Genomic DNA, 19,697 nt, shown 5'->3' on the forward strand with positions numbered 1-19,697 from the left:
AGCCGTTCGTTGAGCATCTTCCCTGTCCACTTCGGCCACCAGAAGTAGAAGCCGGCGAACATCGCGAACACCACGGTGCCGAACACCACGTAGTGGAAGTGCGCCACCACAAAGTAGGAGTCCGAGACGTGGAAGTCCAGCGGCGGCGACGCCAGGATGATGCCGGTGAGGCCGCCGAAGAGGAACGTAATGATAAAGCCGAGGCTCCACAGCATGGGGGTCTCAAACGTCAGCGAGCCGCCCCACATGGTGCCGATCCAGTTGAAGAACTTCACACCCGTGGGCACGGCGATGAGCATGGTCATGAAGGCAAAGAACGGCAGCAGCACCGAGCCGGTGACGTACATGTGGTGCGCCCACACGGTCACGGAGAGGGCCGCAATTGAGATCGTGGCGTAGACCAGGCCCTTGTAGCCGAAGATCGGTTTGCGGCTGAACACTGGGAAGATCTCGGAGACGATGCCAAAGAACGGCAGCGCGATGATGTACACCTCGGGGTGGCCGAAGAACCAGAACAGGTGCTGCCACAGAATGGCGCCGCCATTGTCCGGATCGTAGATGTGCGCACCGAAGCGGCGGTCCGCCCCCATCGCGAACAGTGCTGCGGCCAGCGGCGGGAAGGCCATAATCACCAGAACAGCCGTGATCAGCGTGTTCCAGGTGAAGATCGGCATGCGCCACATGGTCATGCCCGGGGCGCGCATGCAGATGATGGTGGTGATGAAGTTGACCGCGCCGAGGATGGTGCCGAAACCGGACAGCGCCAGGCCAAACACCCACAGGTCCCCGCCGATCCCGGGGGTGAACGTCGTGTTGTGAAGCGGCGCGTACGCGAACCAGCCGAAGGACGCCGCGCCCTGCGGCGTGATGAAGCCGGAGACGGCGATGGTGGAGCCGAACAGGAAGAACCAGAAGGCCAGCGCGTTCAGACGGGGGAACGCGACGTCAGGGGCGCCGATCTGCAGCGGCATGATGACGTTCGCGAACCCGGCAAACAGCGGGGTCGCGAACATCAGCAGCATGGCCGTGCCGTGCATCGTGAACAGCTGGTTGTACTGCTCCTTTGTCTGCAGGATCTGCATGCCCGGCTCAAACAGCTCGGCACGGATCAGCAACGCCATCACGCCGGCGAGGCAGAAGAACACGAAGGACGCGATCAGGTACATGTAGCCGATAATCTTGTGGTCCGTGGACGTGATCCACCTGACCACCATGCTGCCCTTCCGCCGGGGCACCACATCGGGAACTCCGGCGGCGGTCAAACCTGGTTGTTGATATGCGGTCATTGTCAGCCACTCCCTGGCATCGCGCTTCAGGTATTCAGCCCCGTACTGCTCCGCGTACGGTGGTGCTTTCGCGGGACAGCAGCAGTGCCAGCGCGATCATGCCCACGCCCAGCAGGAAATGCAGCCAGTTGTCCGCGGTATTGACCGGGACAAAGCTTGCTGCGGATTCGTGGCCCACGATCAGTCCGTACAGCCAGAGGATCAGATAAACAATTCCGCCGTAAAGGAGGAAGTTCTTTGCCTGCGCGGGCGTGCGGCCCATCAGGATGCCGGCCACACCGAAGAGCATATGGACGATATTGTGCAGGATGGAGACTTGGAACACACCCAGGAGCATTGCTTCCGAGGCGTGCCCGGCGAGGCCCAGCGACCCGAAGTTGCTGGTGATTCCGGGAATGAAGCCAAGAATGCCGACGAGCAGGAACACTGCCCCGACAGCTTGGGACGCCAGCTGGAGCCTGGTTCGGGCACCGGCAGCGGCGTGGGTCATAGCCATGTTGCACTCTCCTTACCTAGTGGCCGGTCAGTCCGGCACCTCCATCTGGAACCCGCAACCGCAGCGCAGGAGGCGCGTGGGCAGATGGACGTCGTGGATGGTGTGGCGCCGGGACAGCTCGTGGCCGTAGATGCTGCTGGTTCCGGAGCTGACGGAGATCATAGGCGTGCCGCAGTGGAAGTATTCACCGCCGAACTGCAGAACGCCCATCACCTGGCCGTGACGGTTCAGGACGGCGGCGACGTCGTGCACGCTCGCCGCGTGGGCGTAGAAGTAGTCGCATTCAACACAGGTATAGGACACATCCACTAGGCCCTCTTGAGGGGGGTGCAAAGCTTCGATGGATTCGACGATCAGGTGCTCGTCGGTCTGGCATTCAGGGCACCACAACCGATCGCCCGACGGCCTGTGCATCCCGCCGGGAAGGGGGGCGTTGGAGATGGTCGACATTGACGCGCTCCTGTTTAAGGGGATCACTGCGCCCTGACTGCTAGAGCGCGATCCCACGCTTAAAATAACCCCCGCGTGCCCGGCAAACAAGAGCAGGGCACAGCCGGCGAAGGGCGCCGGGTTTAAGCCGGCTCTCACGGGTGCCTGCAACGCCTGCTGAGCCCGCGAAACGGGCTGCCCTGACGTACCGCGATGCCTGACGGCACCCGGGCTACAGGCGTTCTGCGTCGTCCTGTGGCGCCGGGTTCCGTGGCGGGAGGTGCTGAGGCGCCGGGCTCTGCCGAGACGCTTTCTGTTGCGCCAGGCCTTGCGGCCCAGGGTCTTGCGGGGCCGCGCCTGGCTGAGCAGGACCCGGCTGCGTAGGGCTTGGCCCGGCACCCTCCTCACGCCTCAGCAGATACAGTGCCCACTTGCCGCCGGCGGCACCTGAAATGAAGTAGAACGCAACCACCACGGCCGTGACCGTGGTCAGCGACGCGAGGAGCTGGTCCGAGAGGAGGATGCGATTTGGGCCGGGGGTGAAGAAGACGGCCCAGGAGACCAACACAAGATAGAGCAGCACCACCGTGGCCGCGATCGCGTCCCGGATGGCTTCGGCTTCAGGAAGCTTCCGGTCATCGCGCTGATGTGTCCAGACGCCGAAGAAAGTGATGACGATGAGCAGCCCGGCTCCCAAGAGGTAGCCAAGATCCTCGAAGAGCCACGTTTGCCGGCCCTGGATCGCAATCTTGTAGGACACGTTCTCGGCGATGGGCGCGAGGAAGACAACCAGAAAGTCAGGGAGGATGACCCGGCGCAGGAGCGGATCGCGGGTGCGGCCATGCGCTGGGCCGGGGCCAGGCCCATTGGTTCGATGGTCAGTCATGCCATGTCCACCCATCTCCAGGTCTTCCCGAATATGTGTGGCCAGTGTGACCCTCCACCGAACCTGCGTCAACCCGGCGAAGACACAGACTAGAGCCCGACTGCTGACAGGACGCCTTCACTTGGATACGCTGGAAAAACAAGTCTCTGGATGAAACTCCGGTCGCACCCAGGGACTTTCGAACACCTATCTGCGGGCACCTCCACGGCAGGAGCACCGAGGTGAACAGAACCAGAGGGCGGGCCAACGTCGGCTTCGTCGCTGCAGTTTCCTTGGCTGCAGGGATTCTCACTTCCTGCACGTCCAGCGGAGGCCCGAACGGTCCCCCTCCTGATGCATCTGACCCCCACGGCATCACGGTCTGGACCGCGGATACCCTCCCGGATCGCCTGGCCAAGACCAGGGGGATGCTCGAGAAGTTTGCCTCCGCCTCCGGTGTGACGGTGGACCTCGTGAGCGTACCCGCCCACCGGTTCAACCAGGTCCTTACGTCGTCAGCCGCGTCCGGTGACCTGCCCGACGTCATCGGCGGCATTTCGCTAGGCAACGTCCGCTCGGCGGCTGCCGGTGACCTCATCAACGTCGAGGCCAACGCCAAGGTCATCAGCAACCTGGGCGAGAGTACGTGGTCCCCGCGCTCGCTGGAGCTGACCCGCGACGGGACCCAACAGCTGTCCGTGCCCGATTCGTCCTGGCAGCAGCTTCTTTATTACCGAAAAGACCATTTTGCCCAGGCTGGTCTGAGGGCGCCGGCTACCTATGGTGACATCCAAGCTGCCTCCCAAAAGCTGCACACTCCGCAGCTGGCAGGCTTCGTGGCGGCGAACAAGAGCCAGGCCTTCACGCAACAGTCGTTTGAGCACATCGCCCAGGGCAACGGCTGCGAGATGGTCAATTCGAAGAGCAGCGTCACGTTCGACAGCCCTCAGTGCGTGGGGGCGCTCCGCTTCTACCGCGACATGCTGACGAACTATTCCGTTCCCGGGATTCAGGACACAGACACTGTGCGGGCCGCGTACTTCGCCGGAAAGGCCGCCATGGCCGTCTGGCCCACGTTCATGCTCGACGAACTGGCGGGCCTTCGCAACGACGCCAGGCCAAACTGCCCCGAATGCAAGGCCGACCCCGCGTTCCTCGCCAGGAACACCGGCGTGGTCACCGGCATTTTGGGGTCAGGGGACGAGCCTGCGCAGTTTGGCGAGATCACGTCCTGGACCATTACCAAGGATTCTGACGCCGATCATGCGCGCCAGTTCGTGGAGTATGTCATGAGCGACGGTTACGCTGACTGGCTGTCCATTGCACCGGAGGAGCGGCTTCCGGTCCGTGCCGGCACTGAAGCCAACCCCACGCAGTTTGCCGATGCCTGGCGGGCATTGCCGGCCGGCCTGGGCAAGAAGGAACCACTGAGCAAGTTCTATGCACCGGACGTTCTCAGCGTCCTGCTGAAGGGAGTCGACGACGTCAAGCACTGGGGCATCATCCAGGGGCGGGGCGACCTTGCCGGTGCCGCGCTGACGGAACTGCCCGTCGCCAAGGCCGTTCATGACGTCACCGCCGGGAAAGTGGACCCCAAGACTGCCGCCAAGACGGCAGCCGCTTCCCTCCGCTCCATCCTGGGGTCGCTGAACTGAGGCCCCCGCCCAAGTATTCAGTGCCCAGGTATTCAGTGCCTAGGTATTCAGTTCCATCATGAGCGGTGGCAGCTCGTCCGCCAGTTCCCGTGCCAGGAAACCCAGGCTCCCCAGCCGGCTCGCGAGCCTGTCCGCGGCCGCAGCGTGAAGGTGGGTGCCCCAGCAGGCGGCCTGCGCGTCGGTGGTGCCGCGGGCCCGCAGCCCGGCGATGGCACCGGCCAGGATGTCGCCGCTTCCCGAAGTCCCGAGGCCACCGTAGCCGGTGGTGATCTCCCAACGGTCCGCGGCTTCCGGGGCGTCGCCGCCCGGCGGCCGGGCGATCAGGCCCTGGCAGCTCACCACGGCGCGGTACTTCTCAGCAATTTCGGCGACCGCGGCCGCCAGCTCGTCGTCGTCTCCCAGGCCGTCCTCGCGGCCCAGGAGGATTGCGGCCTCGGTCGGGTTCGGCGTCAGAATCAGGCGGCCGGCCCACGGCTCCAGTTCGCCCAGCAGCTTGGGCAGGCAGCCGAGCGCATAGGCGTCGAGGATCACCGTCGCTCCGGCATTCCCGCCGTCGGAATCCCCTCCGCCGGCACGCACCTCCGCCGTCCGCTCGGCCTCATGCCGCAGCAGCTCCCGCAGCAGCGCCTCGGTCCCGTCGATGTCGTCCAATCCGGGACCGATCAGGACGGCGTCCGCCGAATCCAGGTCCTCGAACAGGGCTTCGAGCCCCGCGGACCCCACGGATCCGCCGGCGGTTTCCCGCAGACCGATTACCCCGGCCTCCGGTAGCGTGACCGCCAGCTGAACGGCCACGGACTCGGCCACAGCCAGCGTCAGCCTGCCGGCGCCGGCCCGGAGTGCGGCGGTTCCGGCCAGCAGCGCCGCGCCCGGCGTGCGCCTGGCGCCGCCAATCACCAGCACCGCGCCACGCGAGTACTTGTCGGCCCCGGCAGAGGGGAGCGGCCAGTCCCGTAGAAGTGACGGCGTGATCTGCGCGGCGGAAGTGCCGGCCGGTGCAGCACCGGCAGCGTCGGAGCTGGCGTCAGCGTGGGTGGACACTGGCATCCCCTGCGTGCTCGGTCACCTGGACGCCGTGCTCGGTGAGATGGTCGGCCACATTGAAGCTCTTCAAGGTCCACGGCCCCACGCCCTCCGGCCGCACGTACCTGGTGACCGACGCGTTCAGGACGGTGGTGCTCGCGGCGAGATCCAGCAGCTCCTGCTCGGACATCCCTTCCAGGACGTAACGGAAGAGCAGCACCACGGCGTCGTGGCAGACCAGCATCACCCGGTGCCCGCTGCCCAGCGCGTTCAGTTCGCCGAGCACTGAGCGCAGCCGCAGCACCACGTCCGTCCAGGACTCCCCGCCCGGCGGGCGGTAGTAGAACTTACCCAGCCACCGCCGTCGTTCTGCCTCATCGGGGAGCCGGTTCTCCACGCCGAGGCGGGTGAGCATGTCCAAAATGCCGAGTTCGCGGTCCCGGAGGCGCTCGTCAGTGCGGACGGGCACGGGCCAGCCCGCCGCCTCGACGGCGATCTCAGCGGTCTGGTAGGCGCGCATGTACGGGGAGGAGATCACGACGTCGGGGCGCAGCTCTGCGGGGACCTGCGCCAGGGCGCGGCCCAGGGCCAGTACCTGCTCCCGCCCTGTGGCGGAGAGCTCGACGTCGGCGTCGCGGGCGGGGACGTCGATGACGTCCGCGCCGGATTCCTGGGCGGCCGTGGCAGCCACGTTCCCCTGGCTCTCGCCGTGGCGGATCAGGGTGAGCTCCACCGCTCCCGCTGTCCAGCCGGACGGCACGGTGCCGTCACTGCGTTGGGTCCCATTGTGCTTTCCGTCGTTGCCCACGATCTCCACTCCCGTTCGCCCTTGGCCTGCGAATGCTCCACGTTACTAGCGCCGTACCCGCACTGTCAGCAAAATAACCATCGAGGCGGCAGTCATGCGCGGGAACGGGCCGGCGTCCCGCGAAATCAGTTCCGGCGGCACCGGCGTGGCCCGCTGTGATGGGGCTACTGTGGCAAGGGTCGGCAGCCGCCGCGAATACCCTCAAGGAGGGTGCATGAACGCCAGTCAATCCAGTTCCGAACAGTTCGGCCAGCATTTGAAAAGCGTAGGAGGGTCAGAGGTGGACGTCACCGGCTCGGCTTATGCGGTCACCGAAGACGACACCGTGGAGAGTGTGGTGTCCGGCCTTCGGATCAAGCAGCAGAAGGACGGAGGAGTGGCCAGCGAGCCGTCCATTCTTCACGCTTCCGCCCAGGTCCTGATCAGCAGGCGGGATGAACACGATCCCGGCCATCACGCGGGAACGTCCCACCCGGGGCAGTACCAGCTGGACATCCATCTCGGGCACCACAGCACCCGGGAACCCATCCCGGAAACGGATCTCGAGGCGGCCCAGCTCTGGGCCCGCGGACGTATCGAGGCCGAGGGGGCGGACTTCGGGGCCATCTATTTCCCTGCCGGCGGAGGGGCCCAGCCGGGCACGGGTGCCCTGGAGTGCAGCTACGACCGTGCGGTGGGCTGGTACCGGTAGGGCGGCGCTGCGGCCGCGCCGTGGCCCGGCGTTAGCAGAAGGACCGCTAGGCTTGCCTGCCACGGGCCTGCCTGTCCGCTCTCCTAACTGGGTTGCGGCTAGAGCCATCTTGAGGCCTGAAAACGACCTTCACTGCGGCTCAGCTGGGTAGGAGCTCGGGCTTGCGGGCTGCGGGTGCGGTCAGGCCTGGCCCGAGATGGTCAGCGCGATGAGGACGCAGTTGAGGCCGACGATGAGCGTCGCGCTGGTCCAGCCGGCGATTTTCAGGGCCCGCGAGTCCGTGTGGATGCCCATGACGTCCCGCTTGCCGGTGAGGCGGATCAGTGGAATCAGGGCGAAGGGGATGCCGAAGCTCAGCAGCACCTGGCTCAGGACCAGCGCCAGGGTGGGTTCAATGCCGGCCCCAAGGATAATCAGCGCCGGGATGAGTGTGATCACGCGGCGGGTGAGCAGCGGCACGCGGATCTTCAAAAGCCCGCCCATGACGGTGGCGCCGGCGTAGCAGCCCACCGACGTGGATGCCAGCCCCGATGCCAGCAGGCCGATGGCGAAGATCATGCCGATGGTCGGGCCCAGGGCTGACGTGACGGCTGCGTGGGCGCCGGCAATGGTGTCCGTGCCCTCCACGCCGCGCAGGCTTGAGGCGGCAAGCAGCAGCATTGCGATATTGACGACGCCGGCCAGCAGGAGGGCGCCGGCCACGTCGAAGCGCGTGGCGCGGATCAGCCGCGTGCGCTCGGCGGGGTCCTCGGCATAGCCGTGCCGGTCCCGGGCCAGGGCCGAGTGCAGGTAGATGGCGTGCGGCATGACAGTCGCTCCCAGCATGCTGGCCGCGAGCAGGACAGTGTCCGTCCCCTCGAACCGCGGCACCAGGCCGGTCAGTGCGCTTCCGGCATCCGGGGGATTGACGAACAGGCCCGAGACGAACCCGACGGCGATGACTCCGAGCAGGATGACAATCGCGTACTCGAAGGACTTTTGGCTCCGGTGTGACTGCAGTGTGAGCAGCAGCATGGACGCCACGCCAATGATGATCCCGCCGGCCAGCAGCGGGAGTCCGAAGAGCAGGTTCAGGGCGACGGCGCCGCCGATGACCTCGGCCATGTCCGTAGCTCCGGCAACCACTTCAGCCTGTGCCCAGTACAGCCGACGTCGGCCGGTGCCGAGGCGCTTGCCGAGGATCTCGGGAAGGCTGAGGCCGGTGGCGAGTCCGAGCTTGGCGGACTGGTACTGCACCAGGACAGCCATGGCGTTGGCGGCAACCAGGACCCAGACCAACAGATAACCGAAGCTCGACCCCGCCGTCAGGTTGGCCGCGACATTGCCGGGATCCACATACGCGATCGCGGCGACGAAGGCCGGCCCAAGCAGCAGCAGGCGGGAAATCCGCCTACGCTTAATGGCGGGTGGCTGGGCCGTTGTGGGGGCGGCCATGCTTTTCTCCACGACGTCGGGGTTGTTCACCCCAACAGAATATCGCAAATTTAGGCAGACCGAAAAACCCGTCTTAGGACTGCAGAACTATTACGTCAGCCGGGCCGGGCGGATCCGGCGGCCAGATCTACGCGTGGGTGGGTTCCTCCACCAGCGCCGTGGCGATGCTGTCCGCATCGTCTAAGGCGGCGAGGTAGCGCTCCGCGTCGAGGGCGGCGGCGCAGCCCGTGCCGGCGGCGGTGATGGCCTGGCGGTAGCGGTGGTCCACCGCGTCGCCGCACGCGAACACGCCCGTCAGGTTGGTGACGGTGGTGGGGGAGTCCACCTTGATGTAGCCCTCGGCGTCCAGCTCCACCTGCCCGGCGACCAGTTCGGTCCGCGGCACGTGCCCGATCGCCACGAAGATTCCGGTGGCGCCCTGCTCCCGGGTTTCGCCAGTGCGGGTGTCCTTCAGCGTCACGCCGGTGACCTTGCCGTCGCCGTGGATGGCGCCGACGGCCGAGTGCCACGCGAAGCTGATCTTGGGGTTGTCCTTGGCGCGCTGGGCCATGATCCGGGAGGCGCGCAGTTCACCCTTGCGGACGACGACGGTCACGGACTTTCCGAAGCGGGTCAGGAACGTGGCTTCCTCCATGGCGGAGTCGCCGCCGCCCACCACGATGATGTCCTGGTCGCGGAAGAAGAACCCGTCGCAGGTGGCGCACCAGGAGACGCCGTGTCCGCTGAATTTCTTCTCCTCCGGCAGGCCGAGCTCCTTGTAGGCCGAGCCCGTGGCGAGGATGACGGCGGGTGCCTGGTGGGTCTCGCCGGCGCCGGTGGCCACGCGCTTGAGGTGACCCTTCAGCTGCACGTCAGTGACGTCGTCGAACACCACCTGTGCGCCGAACCTTTCGGCTTGCTGCTGCAGGCCGTCCATGAGCTCGGGACCCTGGATGCCGGCCGGGAAGCCCGGGAAGTTTTCGACGTCGGTGGTGTTCATCAGGGCGCCGCCGGCGGTGACGGACCCGGCCAGGACCAGGGGCTTGAGGCCGGCCCGTGCGGCGTAGATCGCGGCAGTGTAGCCGGCGGGGCCGGACCCGATGATGATCAGCTGTTCGGTTTTCACGTTGTCAGGGTTCACGGTCTTGGTGCTCACGGCTGGCTCCCTTTCGTCAGTCCTGGCGGTTTCGGCGGTCATGCGGTTCTCCTGAAGGTCTGCGATGGTCCGGGGCGGAGCGCGAGGCCGAGCGCGCCGCTTACGCCGTCGGATCCAGCTGCTCCGTCTGGGCCTCCCAGCAGGAGATGGCCTCCGGAGCCTTCCCCCGGGTTGCTGCCTCAACCAGCTGCTCGGCCACGGTGGCCAGCTTGACGTTGGTGTGCTGGCTGCGGGTGGCCAGGACCCGGAATGCCTGGTCCGTCGTCCCGCCTTGCAGGCCCATGATGATGCCCTTGGCCTGTTCGATCACTTCCCGGCTGGCGTAGGTTGCCCGGATCGCCTCGGCGGCGGCGTGGCGGGTCTCCAGGGCCACCGTCCTGCTGAGGTCCACTGTGAAGCCGCGCAGTGCCGTGACTTTACCTGTGTCATCCAGACAGGCTTCGGCGGCGGTGAAGACACGGCGCTCCCGGCCCTTGCTGTCGATCACGCGGTGAAAGATTGCCCGCTGTCCGCCGTTCGAACTCAGCTCGGCGATCATCCGGCGGATGGGTTCCCGGTCCTGCGGATGCTTATGGGCCATCAACAGCTCCAGCGTCGGAACCACCTCGCCCGGGGTGTAGCCGTGGATGTGGAACACCTCCTCGGACCATTCAAAACGGCCGGAGGCGAGATCGAGAAGAAATGTTCCCGCCGGGCATTCCTCGCCGGCTTTCAGGGGAAACGAGTAGGTGCCAATTCCACGCAGCATCTTCAGCTCCATCGTCAACGGGGTGTCAGGGGATGCGTCGGCCGCCGGAACGGCTCAGGAAGAACAGCAACACGGCCACAATCAACAGAAAGGGCGCCACCCACAGCAGGAAGCCGACTGCTTTGACCGTGCCGCCAATGATCAGAAAGACCACCGCCGCGGCGGCAACGATCCACATAATTTTCTTCATTACCCTCACCAGTCCTGACCGTACCGAGTCGGCCCCGTTGCGGGGGATGAGCGACTATACATCCAGCCCAAACGGACTTGCAAGGAAGGGCTTCCGGCGCTTTACGCGACATTACGACGGCGCCCGGCCGGCTCCCGTCCGGAGCGTCACCCGCCGGCGTCGGGCGTTATCTGCGCGACGTACGCCGCCAGCGTGTCCTTCGCCAGGGCGGCGGCCACCGCGGCGATGGCGCCGGCATCCGGCAGGAGGATGGACTCCCCGGCGGTGGACACGGAGTCGCCGCCGGTGGGCAGTGTGAAGAACACCGCGTCCTGCTGCCGGATGTTGCGCAGGCTGAAGGCCAGGCCGCCGAGCGCCGCGGCGTCGAATCCTTTGTCCACGCTGAGGAACGGGGCCGCCGCGCTCACCACGTTGTGCACTGTCAGCGGATTGGCCAGCGTGCCGCCGGTGAGGGTCTTGGCCACCAGTGCGCGGAGGAACTGCTGCTGGTTGCGGACCCGTCGGTAGTCGCCATCGGGAAATGCGTAGCGTTCCCGGACGAACTCCAGGGCGCGCTGGCCCTTGAGCCGGTTGATGCCGGCGGGGAAGTCCTGGTGGGTGTCGTGCGTGGAGGTGAACGGCTCCTTGATGTCCACATCCACCCCGCCCAGGGCCTCGGTGAGCCCCCTGAAGCCTTCGAAATCCATCATCACCACGTGGTCGATGTGCTGGTTCAGCAGGAACTGCACGGTTTGCACCACCAGTGAGACGCCGCCCAGTCCCAGCGCCGCATTGATCTTTGCCTCGCCGTAGCCGGGGATGGTGACCCAGAGGTCGCGCATGAGCGAGATGCCGTACACGTGCTTGCCGTCCGCAGAGACGTGGACCAGCATGATGGTGTCCGCCCGCTGGTCGGTCGCGGCGCCGGGGCTGTTCTTCGCTTCGCGGCGGTCACTGCCCATCACCAGGATATTCATGGGCAGGGTGGGCCGTTCGGGGACGGGGACGGCGGGCGCTGCTGCCACGGTGCCCGGCGGAGCCTTGGCGACGGCCGTGGGCTCCGGCGCCGGCAGCGCGTTGTCGATCTTCGTGGTCTGCGAATCGTAGATGCGGGCCAGGTTCGAGAGGTACGCCACACCGGCCACAGGAATGGCCAGCAGTAACACGAGTATCCCTGTCAGGATTCTCCGCCGCCGGTTCGCCAAGAGAGCGGTGGAGGAAGCGGCAGAAGCCGCTTCAGCCGGATCAGGCCGGGCATCCATGAACGGACGCTATCACCAATTCCGGGCGGAGAGAACGACGGCGGCCGGCCGGGTTTGGCGGTCCGTTGCGGTCCGGTGCGTGAAGGCCCGGGTTTTGGAGGGGGCGTTCAAACGGGTGCGTTCAGCCGGGTGCGTTTGAGCGGACGCGTTCAAGCGGGCTCGTTCAGCCTGGTGTGTTGAGCCGGGCGAAGCGGAGGACGGAGATGATGGCCGGGGCCAGTTCGTCTTCCATCTGGCTGTAGTACTCGGCGCTGCGGCGGTAGGGGTCCACGACGTCGTTGTCGGCTGCCTCAGGGGCCAGGGCGAGGTGCCTCACGGACGCTGCCCGGGCCGGGAGCTTGCGCCAGAGCTTGGTGTTCGCGGCGAGCCGGTCGCCGTCGTTCTGTTCCTTCTCACTCGCGTTCTCCCGTTCCCCGAGGACATCCAGCATCCGCGCGAACTCACGGATGGTGAAGGTGCGCTTGAGCAGCGACGCGTCCAGCTGCAGGACCTCGCCGCGGTGCGCGGAGGTCATGGTCAGGACCAGGTCCACCCGACGGAGTATCTTGCCAGTGAGCTGGCGCGCGGCAAAGCCGTCCGCGGTGCCGCCGAAGGTGCGGATGATGTCCGCGGACAGGGGCTGGACGGGATCGCCCACCATGGCGCGCGTGCCGGCGCTGCGGACCTCGAAGCCGCCGGGCAGAACCTGGTCAAGCCCGGCCTGGAGGAGCCGTTCCGCCACGGGGGAGCGGCAGATGTTCCCCGTGCAGACTGTCAGTATCCGGACGGGTGCAGGCGATTCCACGGTTGATGCTCTTTCCGGTGGTTCGAGGATGGACAGTGTTCAGTCTCGAACCTAACACCCGCGGGCCTCAGGGAAGCCGGAGACGCGGGCAGGGGTCACATTTGGCAGTTCCCGCCTGGCGCAGTCGGGCTGGGAGACGGCAGCGCCTCAAACGCGTAGGGTGTTCCGACCTTTTCCTAGGGCGCCTTTGTCAGGCTCTGGACACCTGGTCGGACGGTGCTCCCTTTGAAGCTCGGCCAGTCCGTTGGACCCGGCACACCCCATGATGCCGGGTCCGGCGGCCCTCGCCCAGGCTTTTGCGAACGAGATCTCCGCACCAACCGTCAGTGACATCCTGACAGATATCGATCAAATCGACTGGCGGTAGCCGAAGAACTCGTGGTCGTTGTTGTAGCCACCGAGACCGCCTCCTACTTCGGCGAAATCGTTGACAAATTCGATTCCCTTGATCCATTTGACCATCTTGAATCCGAGCTCGGTTTCGTTCCGCAGTCGCAGCGGGGCCCCATGGCCAAATGAGACCGGTTGGTCGTTCATGTCGTAGGCGAGCATCGTCAGGTGGTAGCTCATTTGCTCGATGGGTTGGGCGTCGTAGTAGAGGCCGCCTTCGGGGCCGAGAGCGAAGGAGTAGAAGATCACCCACTTCGCGTCCGGTGTCGGTTTGACGGTCTCGAGAATTGTCTGCATGGAGACACCGCCCCATTTGGCGACCCCGGACCAGCCCTGGATGCAGAAATGCTGGGTGATCTGCTCCTGATGCGCCAGAGCCCGGAGCTGATCGAGGTTCAGCTCGACGGGGTTCTCGACGAGGCCGTTGACGACGAGGGTGTAGTCGGCGAAATTGCCGGCTTGCAGCTGCCGGTATTCCTCAGTGGCCGGGTACTTGCCGTTATGCCAGAAGTATGGGGAGATGTCCTGCTCGGTGTACTGGCCAGGCTTGGAATCGATGTGCTCGAACAGGCGCTGGAATGGGCCGATCAGGGCGAAGCCGACCTTTTGCACGACCCGAGGGTGCCGGTAGGTGAATGGCGTTGCTGCCACCCAACCGATGGTCGCGACAACCATTGAGGCCGCGAAAATCCAGAACCCGGTCCACGACTCGGTGTCCTGGGAGGCATACATGTGATTCAGGTTCCGAAGGACACCGGTGGTGGTCACGAGGGCTACGTGGATGACGATAAAGACGACGAACCAGCACAAGACCAAGAAGTGAAGCGACCGGGCGACCTGGATGCTGAACAAGGAACTGATCCGCCGGAACCGAGTGGAAAGCGACGGCGACATCCCCAGCCCGGTGAGAAGAGCCAGCGGGGCGGCGAGGAAGACGGTGACGAAGTAGGCGATTAGTTGCAGGCTGTTGTAGTTGATCCACCCGCCCTCGACAGGCCAATCCAACGACAGGTATTGAATGGCCACCGAGACAGCATTGGGAATCACGTCCCAATGCAGCGGGACCAAGCGCATCCACTGTCCGGTGGTGAACAGCAGGATGAAGAAGACGGTGCCGTTTGCCAGCCAAAGCGTGTCGATGCCGAGATGCCACCAGCGGGCCAGTCCGATGGAGTGCCGGCGGCCGGGCAGGCCGATACCGTTCGGGAGGGTGATGGAATCCTCTTTTGCCGTGTAGAGCGGGTCCGAAGGAACCGGCTTCTGCACCCTAAACCAGTCCTTGCCCGGGGTGGAGTGTTTCGTCCAGTAGAGCCGCGGGTGGTCGGTAAGGATGGTGAGGCCAGAACGGATGATAAAGATCATCAAGAACAGGTTCAGGAAGTGCTGCCAGCCGAGCCAGGCGGGAAATCCCACGGGAGCGGTGATGGGCAGCCCGGACGTCCCCGGAAATTGATGGATGAAGTCCTGCACGGCCGGGAGACCGCGGATTCCCTTGGCAACGGCGACCGCTATCAGCAGGAGGAGAAGCCCGATCGGTATCAGCCACAACAGGTTGAACCATTTGGTCTGACCGATTCTCACCCGGGGTGCAACCCCGTATTGGGCGGGGATGCCGCCGGCCCAGTCCTCATCGACCACGGTGTATCGCTGGCTGTCGAGCTCCGACCGGAAACTTGCCCGCGGCCGCCCGGCGCCGTCATCGGGGGCGGGGAGTGGCCGGTCTTCCGAGGAAGGGTCCATTATCGGAGCTTACGGCACGGGCCAGCAGAAACCAGGGGCCAACCGACGAGCGCCGGGAGAACGCACAGGCATCTGACAATCGCTGAACGGGCGCCGGGAGAACGCACAGGCATCTGACAGCCAATGGAACGGTGAAAAAGTCGTCATGCCGAACTGACTGTCGCACCGCGGATGCCGGTGAAAAGGATGATCACATTCTGATTTGCGGTTCAAAATACCCAAAATATCCGCAAATGGGGGATCATGGAGCCATGCCGAAAATCCGCGTAACTGAAGCAGCACGCTTCCTGGGTGTCAGTGACGACACCATCAGGCGCTGGACCGAGAACGGGATCCTGACCCCGGTCAGGGATGAGTCCGGCCGGCTGGCCGTTGACGGGCTGGAGCTGGCGCACCTCGCCCGCGACCAGGCCCAGCTGCCAGAGGACCCCACCCGGGTAGGCAGCTCGGCGCGCAACCGGTTCGTCGGGCTCGTTACGGGGATCACCGCGGACAAGGTCATGGCCCAGGTCGAACTTCAGTGCGGCCCCTTCCGGGTTGTGTCGCTGATGAGCAGCGAAGCCGTCCGGGAACTCGGGCTGGAGCTCGGATCCGTCGCCACCGCCGTCGTCAAAGCCACCACCGTCATCATCGAAACACCCCAGGGAAAGAGCATCATATGAGCGGCGCCCGCAAGCCTCTAGCCGCACTGCTGGTTGCCGGCGCCCTGAGCCCCGCCCTGGCCGGCTGCGCCGCCGGCACCGCCTCCGCGCCTGCCGGCACCTCCGCGGCCACCGGCACCTCGGCGACGCCGGCACTCTCCGGCACCGTCACGGTCTTCGCCGCAGCCTCCCTGAAAGCGACTTTCACCAAGCTGGCCAGCGACTTCGAGGCCAAGAACCCCGGCACCAAAGTCACGCTGAACTCCGCCGGGTCCTCGGACCTGGTCACCCAGATCACCCAGGGCGCCCCCGCGGACGTTTTCGCCTCAGCCGACACTAAGAACATGGCCAAGCTCACCTACGCGAAGCTGATCGACGGCCAGCCTGCGAACTTCGCCACGAATGTGCTGGAGATCGCCGTCCCGCCGTCCAACCCCGCCTCCATCAGATCGTTCGCCGATCTGGCCAAGCCGGGCGTGAAGGTGGTCACCTGCGCTCCCCAGGTTCCCTGCGGCGCCGCCACCGACAAAGTCGAAAAGGCCACCGGCACCACCCTGAAGGCCGTCAGCGAGGAATCCTCCGTAACCGACGTCCTGGGCAAGGTCACCTCCGGCGAGGCCGACGCCGGCCTCGTCTACGTCACCGACGTCAAGACCGCCGGAGACAAGGTCAAGGGCATCGCCTTCCCCGAATCTGACCAGGCCGTGAACACCTACCCGATCGCCGCCGTCGGCACCAGCAAGAACAAGGAACTGGCCGCGGCCTTCATCGCCACGGTCACCGGCAGCCAGGGCAAGAAAGTCCTGACCGACGCCGGATTCGGCACCCCCTAAGGGACAGCATGAACCACCGCAGCGGCTCCGGGTACACCGGCATCCCGCCATGGATTTACGCAATCGCGGCGGCAGGAGGACTGTTCGTCCTGCTGCCGTTGGTGGCCATGGTGGCCAAGGTCAACTGGCCCCAGTTCGTCCCGCTGGTCACGTCCGAATCCTCGCTCACCGCCCTGGGCCTGAGCCTGCGCACGTCCGCGGCGAGCACCGTCTCCTGCGTCGTCCTCGGCGTTCCGCTGGCACTCGTCCTGGCCCGGAGCCCGTTCCCGGGCCAGCGGCTGCTGCGCGCGTTCGTCCTGCTGCCCCTGGTCCTGCCGCCCGTCGTCGGAGGCATCGCCCTGCTCTACACTTTCGGACGCCAGGGCCTGCTCGGCAAGAACCTCGAACTGGCCGGAATCCAGATCGCCTTCTCGACCACCGCCGTCGTCCTCGCACAGACTTTCGTCGCGCTGCCGTTCCTGGTGGTCAGCCTCGAAGGCGCCCTGCGCACAGCCGGCAACAAATACGAAGCGGTCGCAGCCACCCTCGGGGCACGCCCGAGCACCGTGCTGCGCCGCGTCACCATCCCGCTCGTCCTGCCCGGCCTTGCCTCCGGCGCAGTCCTGTCCTTCGCCCGCAGCCTCGGCGAATTCGGTGCCACACTGACCTTCGCCGGCAGCCTGCAGGGCGTGACCCGCACGCTGCCGCTGGAAATCTACCTGCAGCGGGAAACAGACGCCGACGCCGCAGTCGCACTTTCCCTCGTCCTCGTCGCCGTGGCGGTCGCCGTCGTCGGGCTCTCCTACCGGCACCCCCACACCGGCGCGGCACCGGAAAGGGCCCTGCAGTGACCTTCCATCTGAACGCCATCCTCGCCGCGCGGAACTTCGACGTCTCCCTCCGCCTCGGGCCGGCCGAGACCATCGCCGTCCTCGGGCCCAACGGTGCCGGCAAATCAACACTGCTCGCCATCATCTCCGGCCTGCTGCGCCCCGACACAGGCAAAGCCACGATCGGCGAAAAAGTCCTCTTCGACCTGACAGCAGACAAGAACCTCTGGAGCGCCCCGCACATCAGAGGCACGGCACTGCTGGCCCAGGAAGCACTCCTTTTTCCACACCTCAGCGCCCTGGACAACGTCGCGTTCGGACCGCGCAGCGCCGGCGCCTCCCGAACCGAAGCCCGCGAAACGGCAGCGCACTGGCTCGCCGAAGTCGACGCCGGATCCCTCGCTTCACGGCGACCCGGACAGCTCTCCGGCGGTCAGGCACAGCGGGTGGCCGTCGCCCGCGCCCTCGCCGCCGACCCTGACCTGCTGCTCCTCGACGAGCCCATGGCCGCCCTCGACATCCACGCAGCACCCCTGCTGCGCCGGCTCCTCAAACGCGTCCTCGCCAACCGCCGCGCCATCATCATCACCCATGACATCCTTGACGCCCTCATGCTGGCAGACAGGGTGATCGTCCTCGAGGACGGCCGGATCACCGAGGAAGGCCCCACGCGCGAAGTCCTCGAAAAACCGCGCAGCCGGTTTGCGGCCGGGCTGGCCGGACTGAACCTCATGACGGGCAGTGTCACCGAGCAAGGCCTGGTGACGGCCCAAGGGCAGATCGTCGCGGGCCATCACGACGACACCACCGTGCCCGGGCAGGACGGCGTGGCGGTCTTTCCCCCCTCGGCGGTTTCCGTGTTCCTCACCGAAGAGCACGGCAGCCCGCGAAACTCATTCCCGGTGGCCATCACCGATCTGGAGCCACACGGCGATCAGATCCGGGTCCGCGCGGGAGGCCTCTCCGCAGACATCACCCCGGCCGCGTCGGCCGACCTCGGCCTGATACCCGGAATGACCGTCCACTTCGTCATCAAGGCGACCGCCATCGCCATCCACCCGGCCTAGCTCCGTGCGTCCCGGTTTCATGGAACTCTCAGGAAACCTTCACGTTCCTGCCGGGGCCGGCGTGACACCATGGGCTCCTACACGGACGGTGCTGCGCCTGTGCATCAGGAGGCAAGAACTCATGACGGCTGAAAGCTCCTCGCAACTGCCCCGCGGCAGAGGACGGTTTCGCCGCGCCTCGCTCCTGCTGGCCAGCATCGCAGTGGTGGCAGCGCTGGCCGGCTGCGAGGCGGCTCCCGGCCCCTCGCCGTCGCAGTCGCGCACGCAGCCGGATGCCGGAAAACAGGCCCATGTCTTCGTGATCAACCTCGAGAACAAGTCCTACGACAGCGTCTGGGGCGCCGATTCCGCCGCGCCGTACCTGTCGCAGACGCTGCGCGGGCAGGGCGTGCTGCTGAGCCAGTATTACGCCATCGCGCATCTGTCCATGCCCAACTACATTGCCCAGCTGTCCGGGCAGGGGCCCAACCCCGCCACGAGGGAGGACTGCCACACCTATGAGCCGCTGAACTCCACCGGGACAGCTGCCCTTGGCCAGGTGGAGGGCATCGGGTGCGTCTATCCGGATTCTGTGCCCACGCTCGCAGGCCAGCTCAGCGCCGCCGGCAAAACGTGGAAGGGCTACATGGAGGACATGGGAACGCCCTGCCGCCATCCCGAGCCCGGCACCAGGGACACGAACCAAAACGCCAACGCTGATGGCCAGTACGCCACCAGGCACAACCCCTTCGTTTACTTCACCTCAATCACGTCCTCGCCCGAGTGCCAGGCCAACGTGGTCGACTTCAGCAACCTGTCCGCCGACCTCAGGGCGGCGGACACGACGCCGAACCTGTCCTATATCACCCCCAACCTGTGCAACGACGGGCACGACCACCCCTGTGCCGACGGGCGGGAAGGCGGCCTCGCAACCTCTGACGAATGGCTCAAGCAGCACGTCCCGGAGATCCTGTCCTCCCCAGCCTTCAAACAGGACGGGGTCCTGGTGATCACCTTCGATGAGTCCGAGGGGAAGGAAAGCGCGTCCATGGCCATTCCCGGAGGTGCAGGCGGCGGCCGCATCGGCGCCCTCGTCCTGTCATCGCGGACCAAGGGCGGGACAACGTCCGAACGGCCGTACAACCACTACAGCCTCCTGGCCAGCTTGGAGGACCTCTTCGGCCTGCCGTACCTCGGCTACGCTGCGGCGCCGGACGTGAACCGCTTCGGTGCAGATGTGTACAGCAACGGCTCCTGATCCCTTCGGCGCTTCCGGTTGAGCGCGAACGAACACTCGAGGCCCTCTTGGGTTCTAGCGGTCGTTGCAACACCTGTTGGTTAGGTGGTTAGTAGTAAAGCACGTAAACGCTCGGCTGGGGTTTCCCAGCCGAGCGTTTTACGTGGCCGGCCGTTGAGTTTCTGAGCGACGAGTTCGAGGTCTTCGGGACCGTAG

Annotated in this window: 20 protein-coding genes and 1 pseudogene; 7 read left to right on the plus strand and 14 right to left on the minus strand. The window is 65.9% G+C overall.

Annotation, left to right across the window (positions count from 1 at the left end):
- The 4 genes from AC1DD3_RS21420 to AC1DD3_RS21435 form a co-directional block, all read right to left on the minus strand.
- A partial coding sequence (locus tag AC1DD3_RS21420) for a cbb3-type cytochrome c oxidase subunit I (protein WP_476882479.1) occupies positions 1-1,286 on the minus strand: 1,286 nt, incomplete at its 3' end.
- A gap of 34 nt (positions 1,287-1,320) precedes the next feature.
- A complete protein-coding gene (locus AC1DD3_RS21425) occupies positions 1,321-1,782 on the minus strand; it encodes a DUF4383 domain-containing protein (RefSeq protein ID WP_476882480.1) in 462 nt (153 codons plus the stop codon).
- A gap of 27 nt (positions 1,783-1,809) precedes the next feature.
- Positions 1,810-2,232, minus strand: a complete 423-nt coding sequence (locus AC1DD3_RS21430; protein ID WP_230119454.1) for a hypothetical protein — start codon at positions 2,230-2,232, stop codon at positions 1,810-1,812.
- A 211-nt stretch (positions 2,233-2,443) separates the two neighbouring features.
- Complete coding sequence (locus tag AC1DD3_RS21435; RefSeq protein WP_230119453.1) at positions 2,444-3,097, minus strand: hypothetical protein; 654 nt, start codon at positions 3,095-3,097, stop codon at positions 2,444-2,446.
- Between the two features lie 221 nt (positions 3,098-3,318).
- On the opposite strand from AC1DD3_RS21435, the gene AC1DD3_RS21440 reads away from it, so the two are divergent.
- Complete coding sequence (locus tag AC1DD3_RS21440; protein WP_476882481.1) at positions 3,319-4,731, plus strand: ABC transporter substrate-binding protein; 1,413 nt, start codon at positions 3,319-3,321, stop codon at positions 4,729-4,731.
- Between the two features lie 39 nt (positions 4,732-4,770).
- On the opposite strand, the gene AC1DD3_RS21445 is transcribed toward AC1DD3_RS21440, so the two are convergent.
- Together AC1DD3_RS21445 and AC1DD3_RS21450 are read right to left on the minus strand one after the other, a co-directional pair.
- Positions 4,771-5,778: an NAD(P)H-hydrate dehydratase gene (locus tag AC1DD3_RS21445; RefSeq protein WP_476882482.1), complete on the minus strand. Its 1,008-nt coding sequence runs from the start codon at positions 5,776-5,778 to the stop codon at positions 4,771-4,773.
- A complete protein-coding gene (locus AC1DD3_RS21450) occupies positions 5,756-6,514 on the minus strand; it encodes a histidine phosphatase family protein (RefSeq protein WP_230119501.1) in 759 nt (252 codons plus the stop codon). The genes AC1DD3_RS21445 and AC1DD3_RS21450 overlap by 23 nt, the downstream gene beginning before the upstream one ends.
- Before the next feature lie 262 nt (positions 6,515-6,776).
- Between AC1DD3_RS21450 and AC1DD3_RS21455 the strand changes: the two genes are divergently transcribed.
- Entirely contained in the window at positions 6,777-7,253 is a 477-nt protein-coding gene (locus AC1DD3_RS21455) for a hypothetical protein (protein ID WP_230119450.1), read from the plus strand.
- Between the two features lie 180 nt (positions 7,254-7,433).
- On the opposite strand, the gene AC1DD3_RS21460 is transcribed toward AC1DD3_RS21455, so the two are convergent.
- The 7 genes from AC1DD3_RS21460 to AC1DD3_RS21490 form a co-directional block, all read right to left on the minus strand.
- On the minus strand, positions 7,434-8,687 hold the full coding sequence (locus AC1DD3_RS21460; RefSeq protein WP_230119500.1) for an Nramp family divalent metal transporter: 1,254 nt from the start codon (positions 8,685-8,687) through the stop codon (positions 7,434-7,436).
- 127 nt (positions 8,688-8,814) lie between these two features.
- Positions 8,815-9,792, minus strand: coding sequence for a thioredoxin-disulfide reductase (gene trxB, locus AC1DD3_RS21465; RefSeq protein WP_230119499.1), 978 nt, complete (start codon positions 9,790-9,792; stop codon positions 8,815-8,817).
- A 130-nt stretch (positions 9,793-9,922) separates the two neighbouring features.
- Positions 9,923-10,570: a PAS and ANTAR domain-containing protein gene (locus AC1DD3_RS21470; protein ID WP_230119449.1), complete on the minus strand. Its 648-nt coding sequence runs from the start codon at positions 10,568-10,570 to the stop codon at positions 9,923-9,925.
- A gap of 25 nt (positions 10,571-10,595) precedes the next feature.
- A complete protein-coding gene (locus tag AC1DD3_RS21475) occupies positions 10,596-10,748 on the minus strand; it encodes a hypothetical protein (RefSeq protein WP_230119448.1) in 153 nt (50 codons plus the stop codon).
- Between the two features lie 158 nt (positions 10,749-10,906).
- Entirely contained in the window at positions 10,907-12,001 is a 1,095-nt protein-coding gene (locus AC1DD3_RS21480; RefSeq protein ID WP_476882483.1) for an LCP family protein, read from the minus strand.
- A 163-nt stretch (positions 12,002-12,164) separates the two neighbouring features.
- Entirely contained in the window at positions 12,165-12,785 is a 621-nt protein-coding gene (locus tag AC1DD3_RS21485; protein ID WP_230121444.1) for an arsenate reductase/protein-tyrosine-phosphatase family protein, read from the minus strand.
- A gap of 348 nt (positions 12,786-13,133) precedes the next feature.
- Positions 13,134-14,915: a molybdopterin-dependent oxidoreductase gene (locus AC1DD3_RS21490; protein ID WP_476882484.1), complete on the minus strand. Its 1,782-nt coding sequence runs from the start codon at positions 14,913-14,915 to the stop codon at positions 13,134-13,136.
- A gap of 251 nt (positions 14,916-15,166) precedes the next feature.
- Between AC1DD3_RS21490 and AC1DD3_RS21495 the strand changes: the two genes are divergently transcribed.
- From AC1DD3_RS21495 to AC1DD3_RS21515, 5 genes are all read left to right on the plus strand, one after another.
- On the plus strand, positions 15,167-15,577 hold the full coding sequence (locus AC1DD3_RS21495) for a TOBE domain-containing protein (protein ID WP_230121442.1): 411 nt from the start codon (positions 15,167-15,169) through the stop codon (positions 15,575-15,577).
- Positions 15,574-16,389 carry a molybdate ABC transporter substrate-binding protein gene (gene modA / locus AC1DD3_RS21500; RefSeq protein ID WP_476882485.1) on the plus strand — a complete coding sequence of 272 codons (816 nt, stop codon included), beginning with the start codon at positions 15,574-15,576 and terminating at the stop codon, positions 16,387-16,389. Before AC1DD3_RS21495 ends, modA begins: the two co-directional genes overlap by 4 nt.
- Positions 16,390-16,397: 8 nt before the next feature.
- Positions 16,398-17,219 (plus strand): ABC transporter permease, encoded by an 822-nt coding sequence (locus tag AC1DD3_RS21505; RefSeq protein WP_230121440.1) that lies wholly within the window; start codon positions 16,398-16,400, stop codon positions 17,217-17,219.
- Positions 17,216-18,265, plus strand: coding sequence for a sulfate/molybdate ABC transporter ATP-binding protein (locus AC1DD3_RS21510; protein WP_230121439.1), 1,050 nt, complete (start codon positions 17,216-17,218; stop codon positions 18,263-18,265). Before AC1DD3_RS21505 ends, AC1DD3_RS21510 begins: the two co-directional genes overlap by 4 nt.
- 121 nt (positions 18,266-18,386) lie before the next feature.
- The gene (locus AC1DD3_RS21515) at positions 18,387-19,502 is read left to right on the plus strand and encodes an alkaline phosphatase family protein (protein ID WP_230121438.1); all 1,116 of its coding nucleotides are present in this window, start codon (positions 18,387-18,389) and stop codon (positions 19,500-19,502) included.
- Positions 19,503-19,582: 80 nt separating this feature from the next.
- On the opposite strand, the pseudogene AC1DD3_RS21520 reads toward AC1DD3_RS21515, so the two are convergent.
- A pseudogene (locus AC1DD3_RS21520) lies at positions 19,583-19,697 on the minus strand (IS30 family transposase); the annotation flags it as partial.

It is taken from the genome of Arthrobacter sp. 05T444 (assembly GCF_056395905.1).

Coding starts and splice junctions, on each gene's coding strand:
- AC1DD3_RS21460 (WP_230119500.1), bottom strand. CDS start 8,687: ATGGCCGCCCCCACAACGGCCCAGCCACCCGCCATTAAGCGTAGGCGG.
- AC1DD3_RS21490 (WP_476882484.1), bottom strand. CDS start 14,915: ATGGACCCTTCCTCGGAAGACCGGCCACTCCCCGCCCCCGATGACGGC.
- AC1DD3_RS21515 (WP_230121438.1), top strand. CDS start 18,387: ATGACGGCTGAAAGCTCCTCGCAACTGCCCCGCGGCAGAGGACGGTTT.
- AC1DD3_RS21475 (WP_230119448.1), bottom strand. CDS start 10,748: ATGTGGATCGTTGCCGCCGCGGCGGTGGTCTTTCTGATCATTGGCGGC.
- AC1DD3_RS21430 (WP_230119454.1), bottom strand. CDS start 2,232: ATGTCGACCATCTCCAACGCCCCCCTTCCCGGCGGGATGCACAGGCCG.
- modA (WP_476882485.1), top strand. CDS start 15,574: ATGAGCGGCGCCCGCAAGCCTCTAGCCGCACTGCTGGTTGCCGGCGCC.
- AC1DD3_RS21495 (WP_230121442.1), top strand. CDS start 15,167: ATGCCGAAAATCCGCGTAACTGAAGCAGCACGCTTCCTGGGTGTCAGT.
- AC1DD3_RS21470 (WP_230119449.1), bottom strand. CDS start 10,570: ATGCTGCGTGGAATTGGCACCTACTCGTTTCCCCTGAAAGCCGGCGAG.
- AC1DD3_RS21445 (WP_476882482.1), bottom strand. CDS start 5,778: ATGCCAGTGTCCACCCACGCTGACGCCAGCTCCGACGCTGCCGGTGCT.
- AC1DD3_RS21425 (WP_476882480.1), bottom strand. CDS start 1,782: ATGGCTATGACCCACGCCGCTGCCGGTGCCCGAACCAGGCTCCAGCTG.
- AC1DD3_RS21480 (WP_476882483.1), bottom strand. CDS start 12,001: ATGGATGCCCGGCCTGATCCGGCTGAAGCGGCTTCTGCCGCTTCCTCC.
- AC1DD3_RS21435 (WP_230119453.1), bottom strand. CDS start 3,097: ATGACTGACCATCGAACCAATGGGCCTGGCCCCGGCCCAGCGCATGGC.
- AC1DD3_RS21455 (WP_230119450.1), top strand. CDS start 6,777: ATGAACGCCAGTCAATCCAGTTCCGAACAGTTCGGCCAGCATTTGAAA.
- AC1DD3_RS21505 (WP_230121440.1), top strand. CDS start 16,398: ATGAACCACCGCAGCGGCTCCGGGTACACCGGCATCCCGCCATGGATT.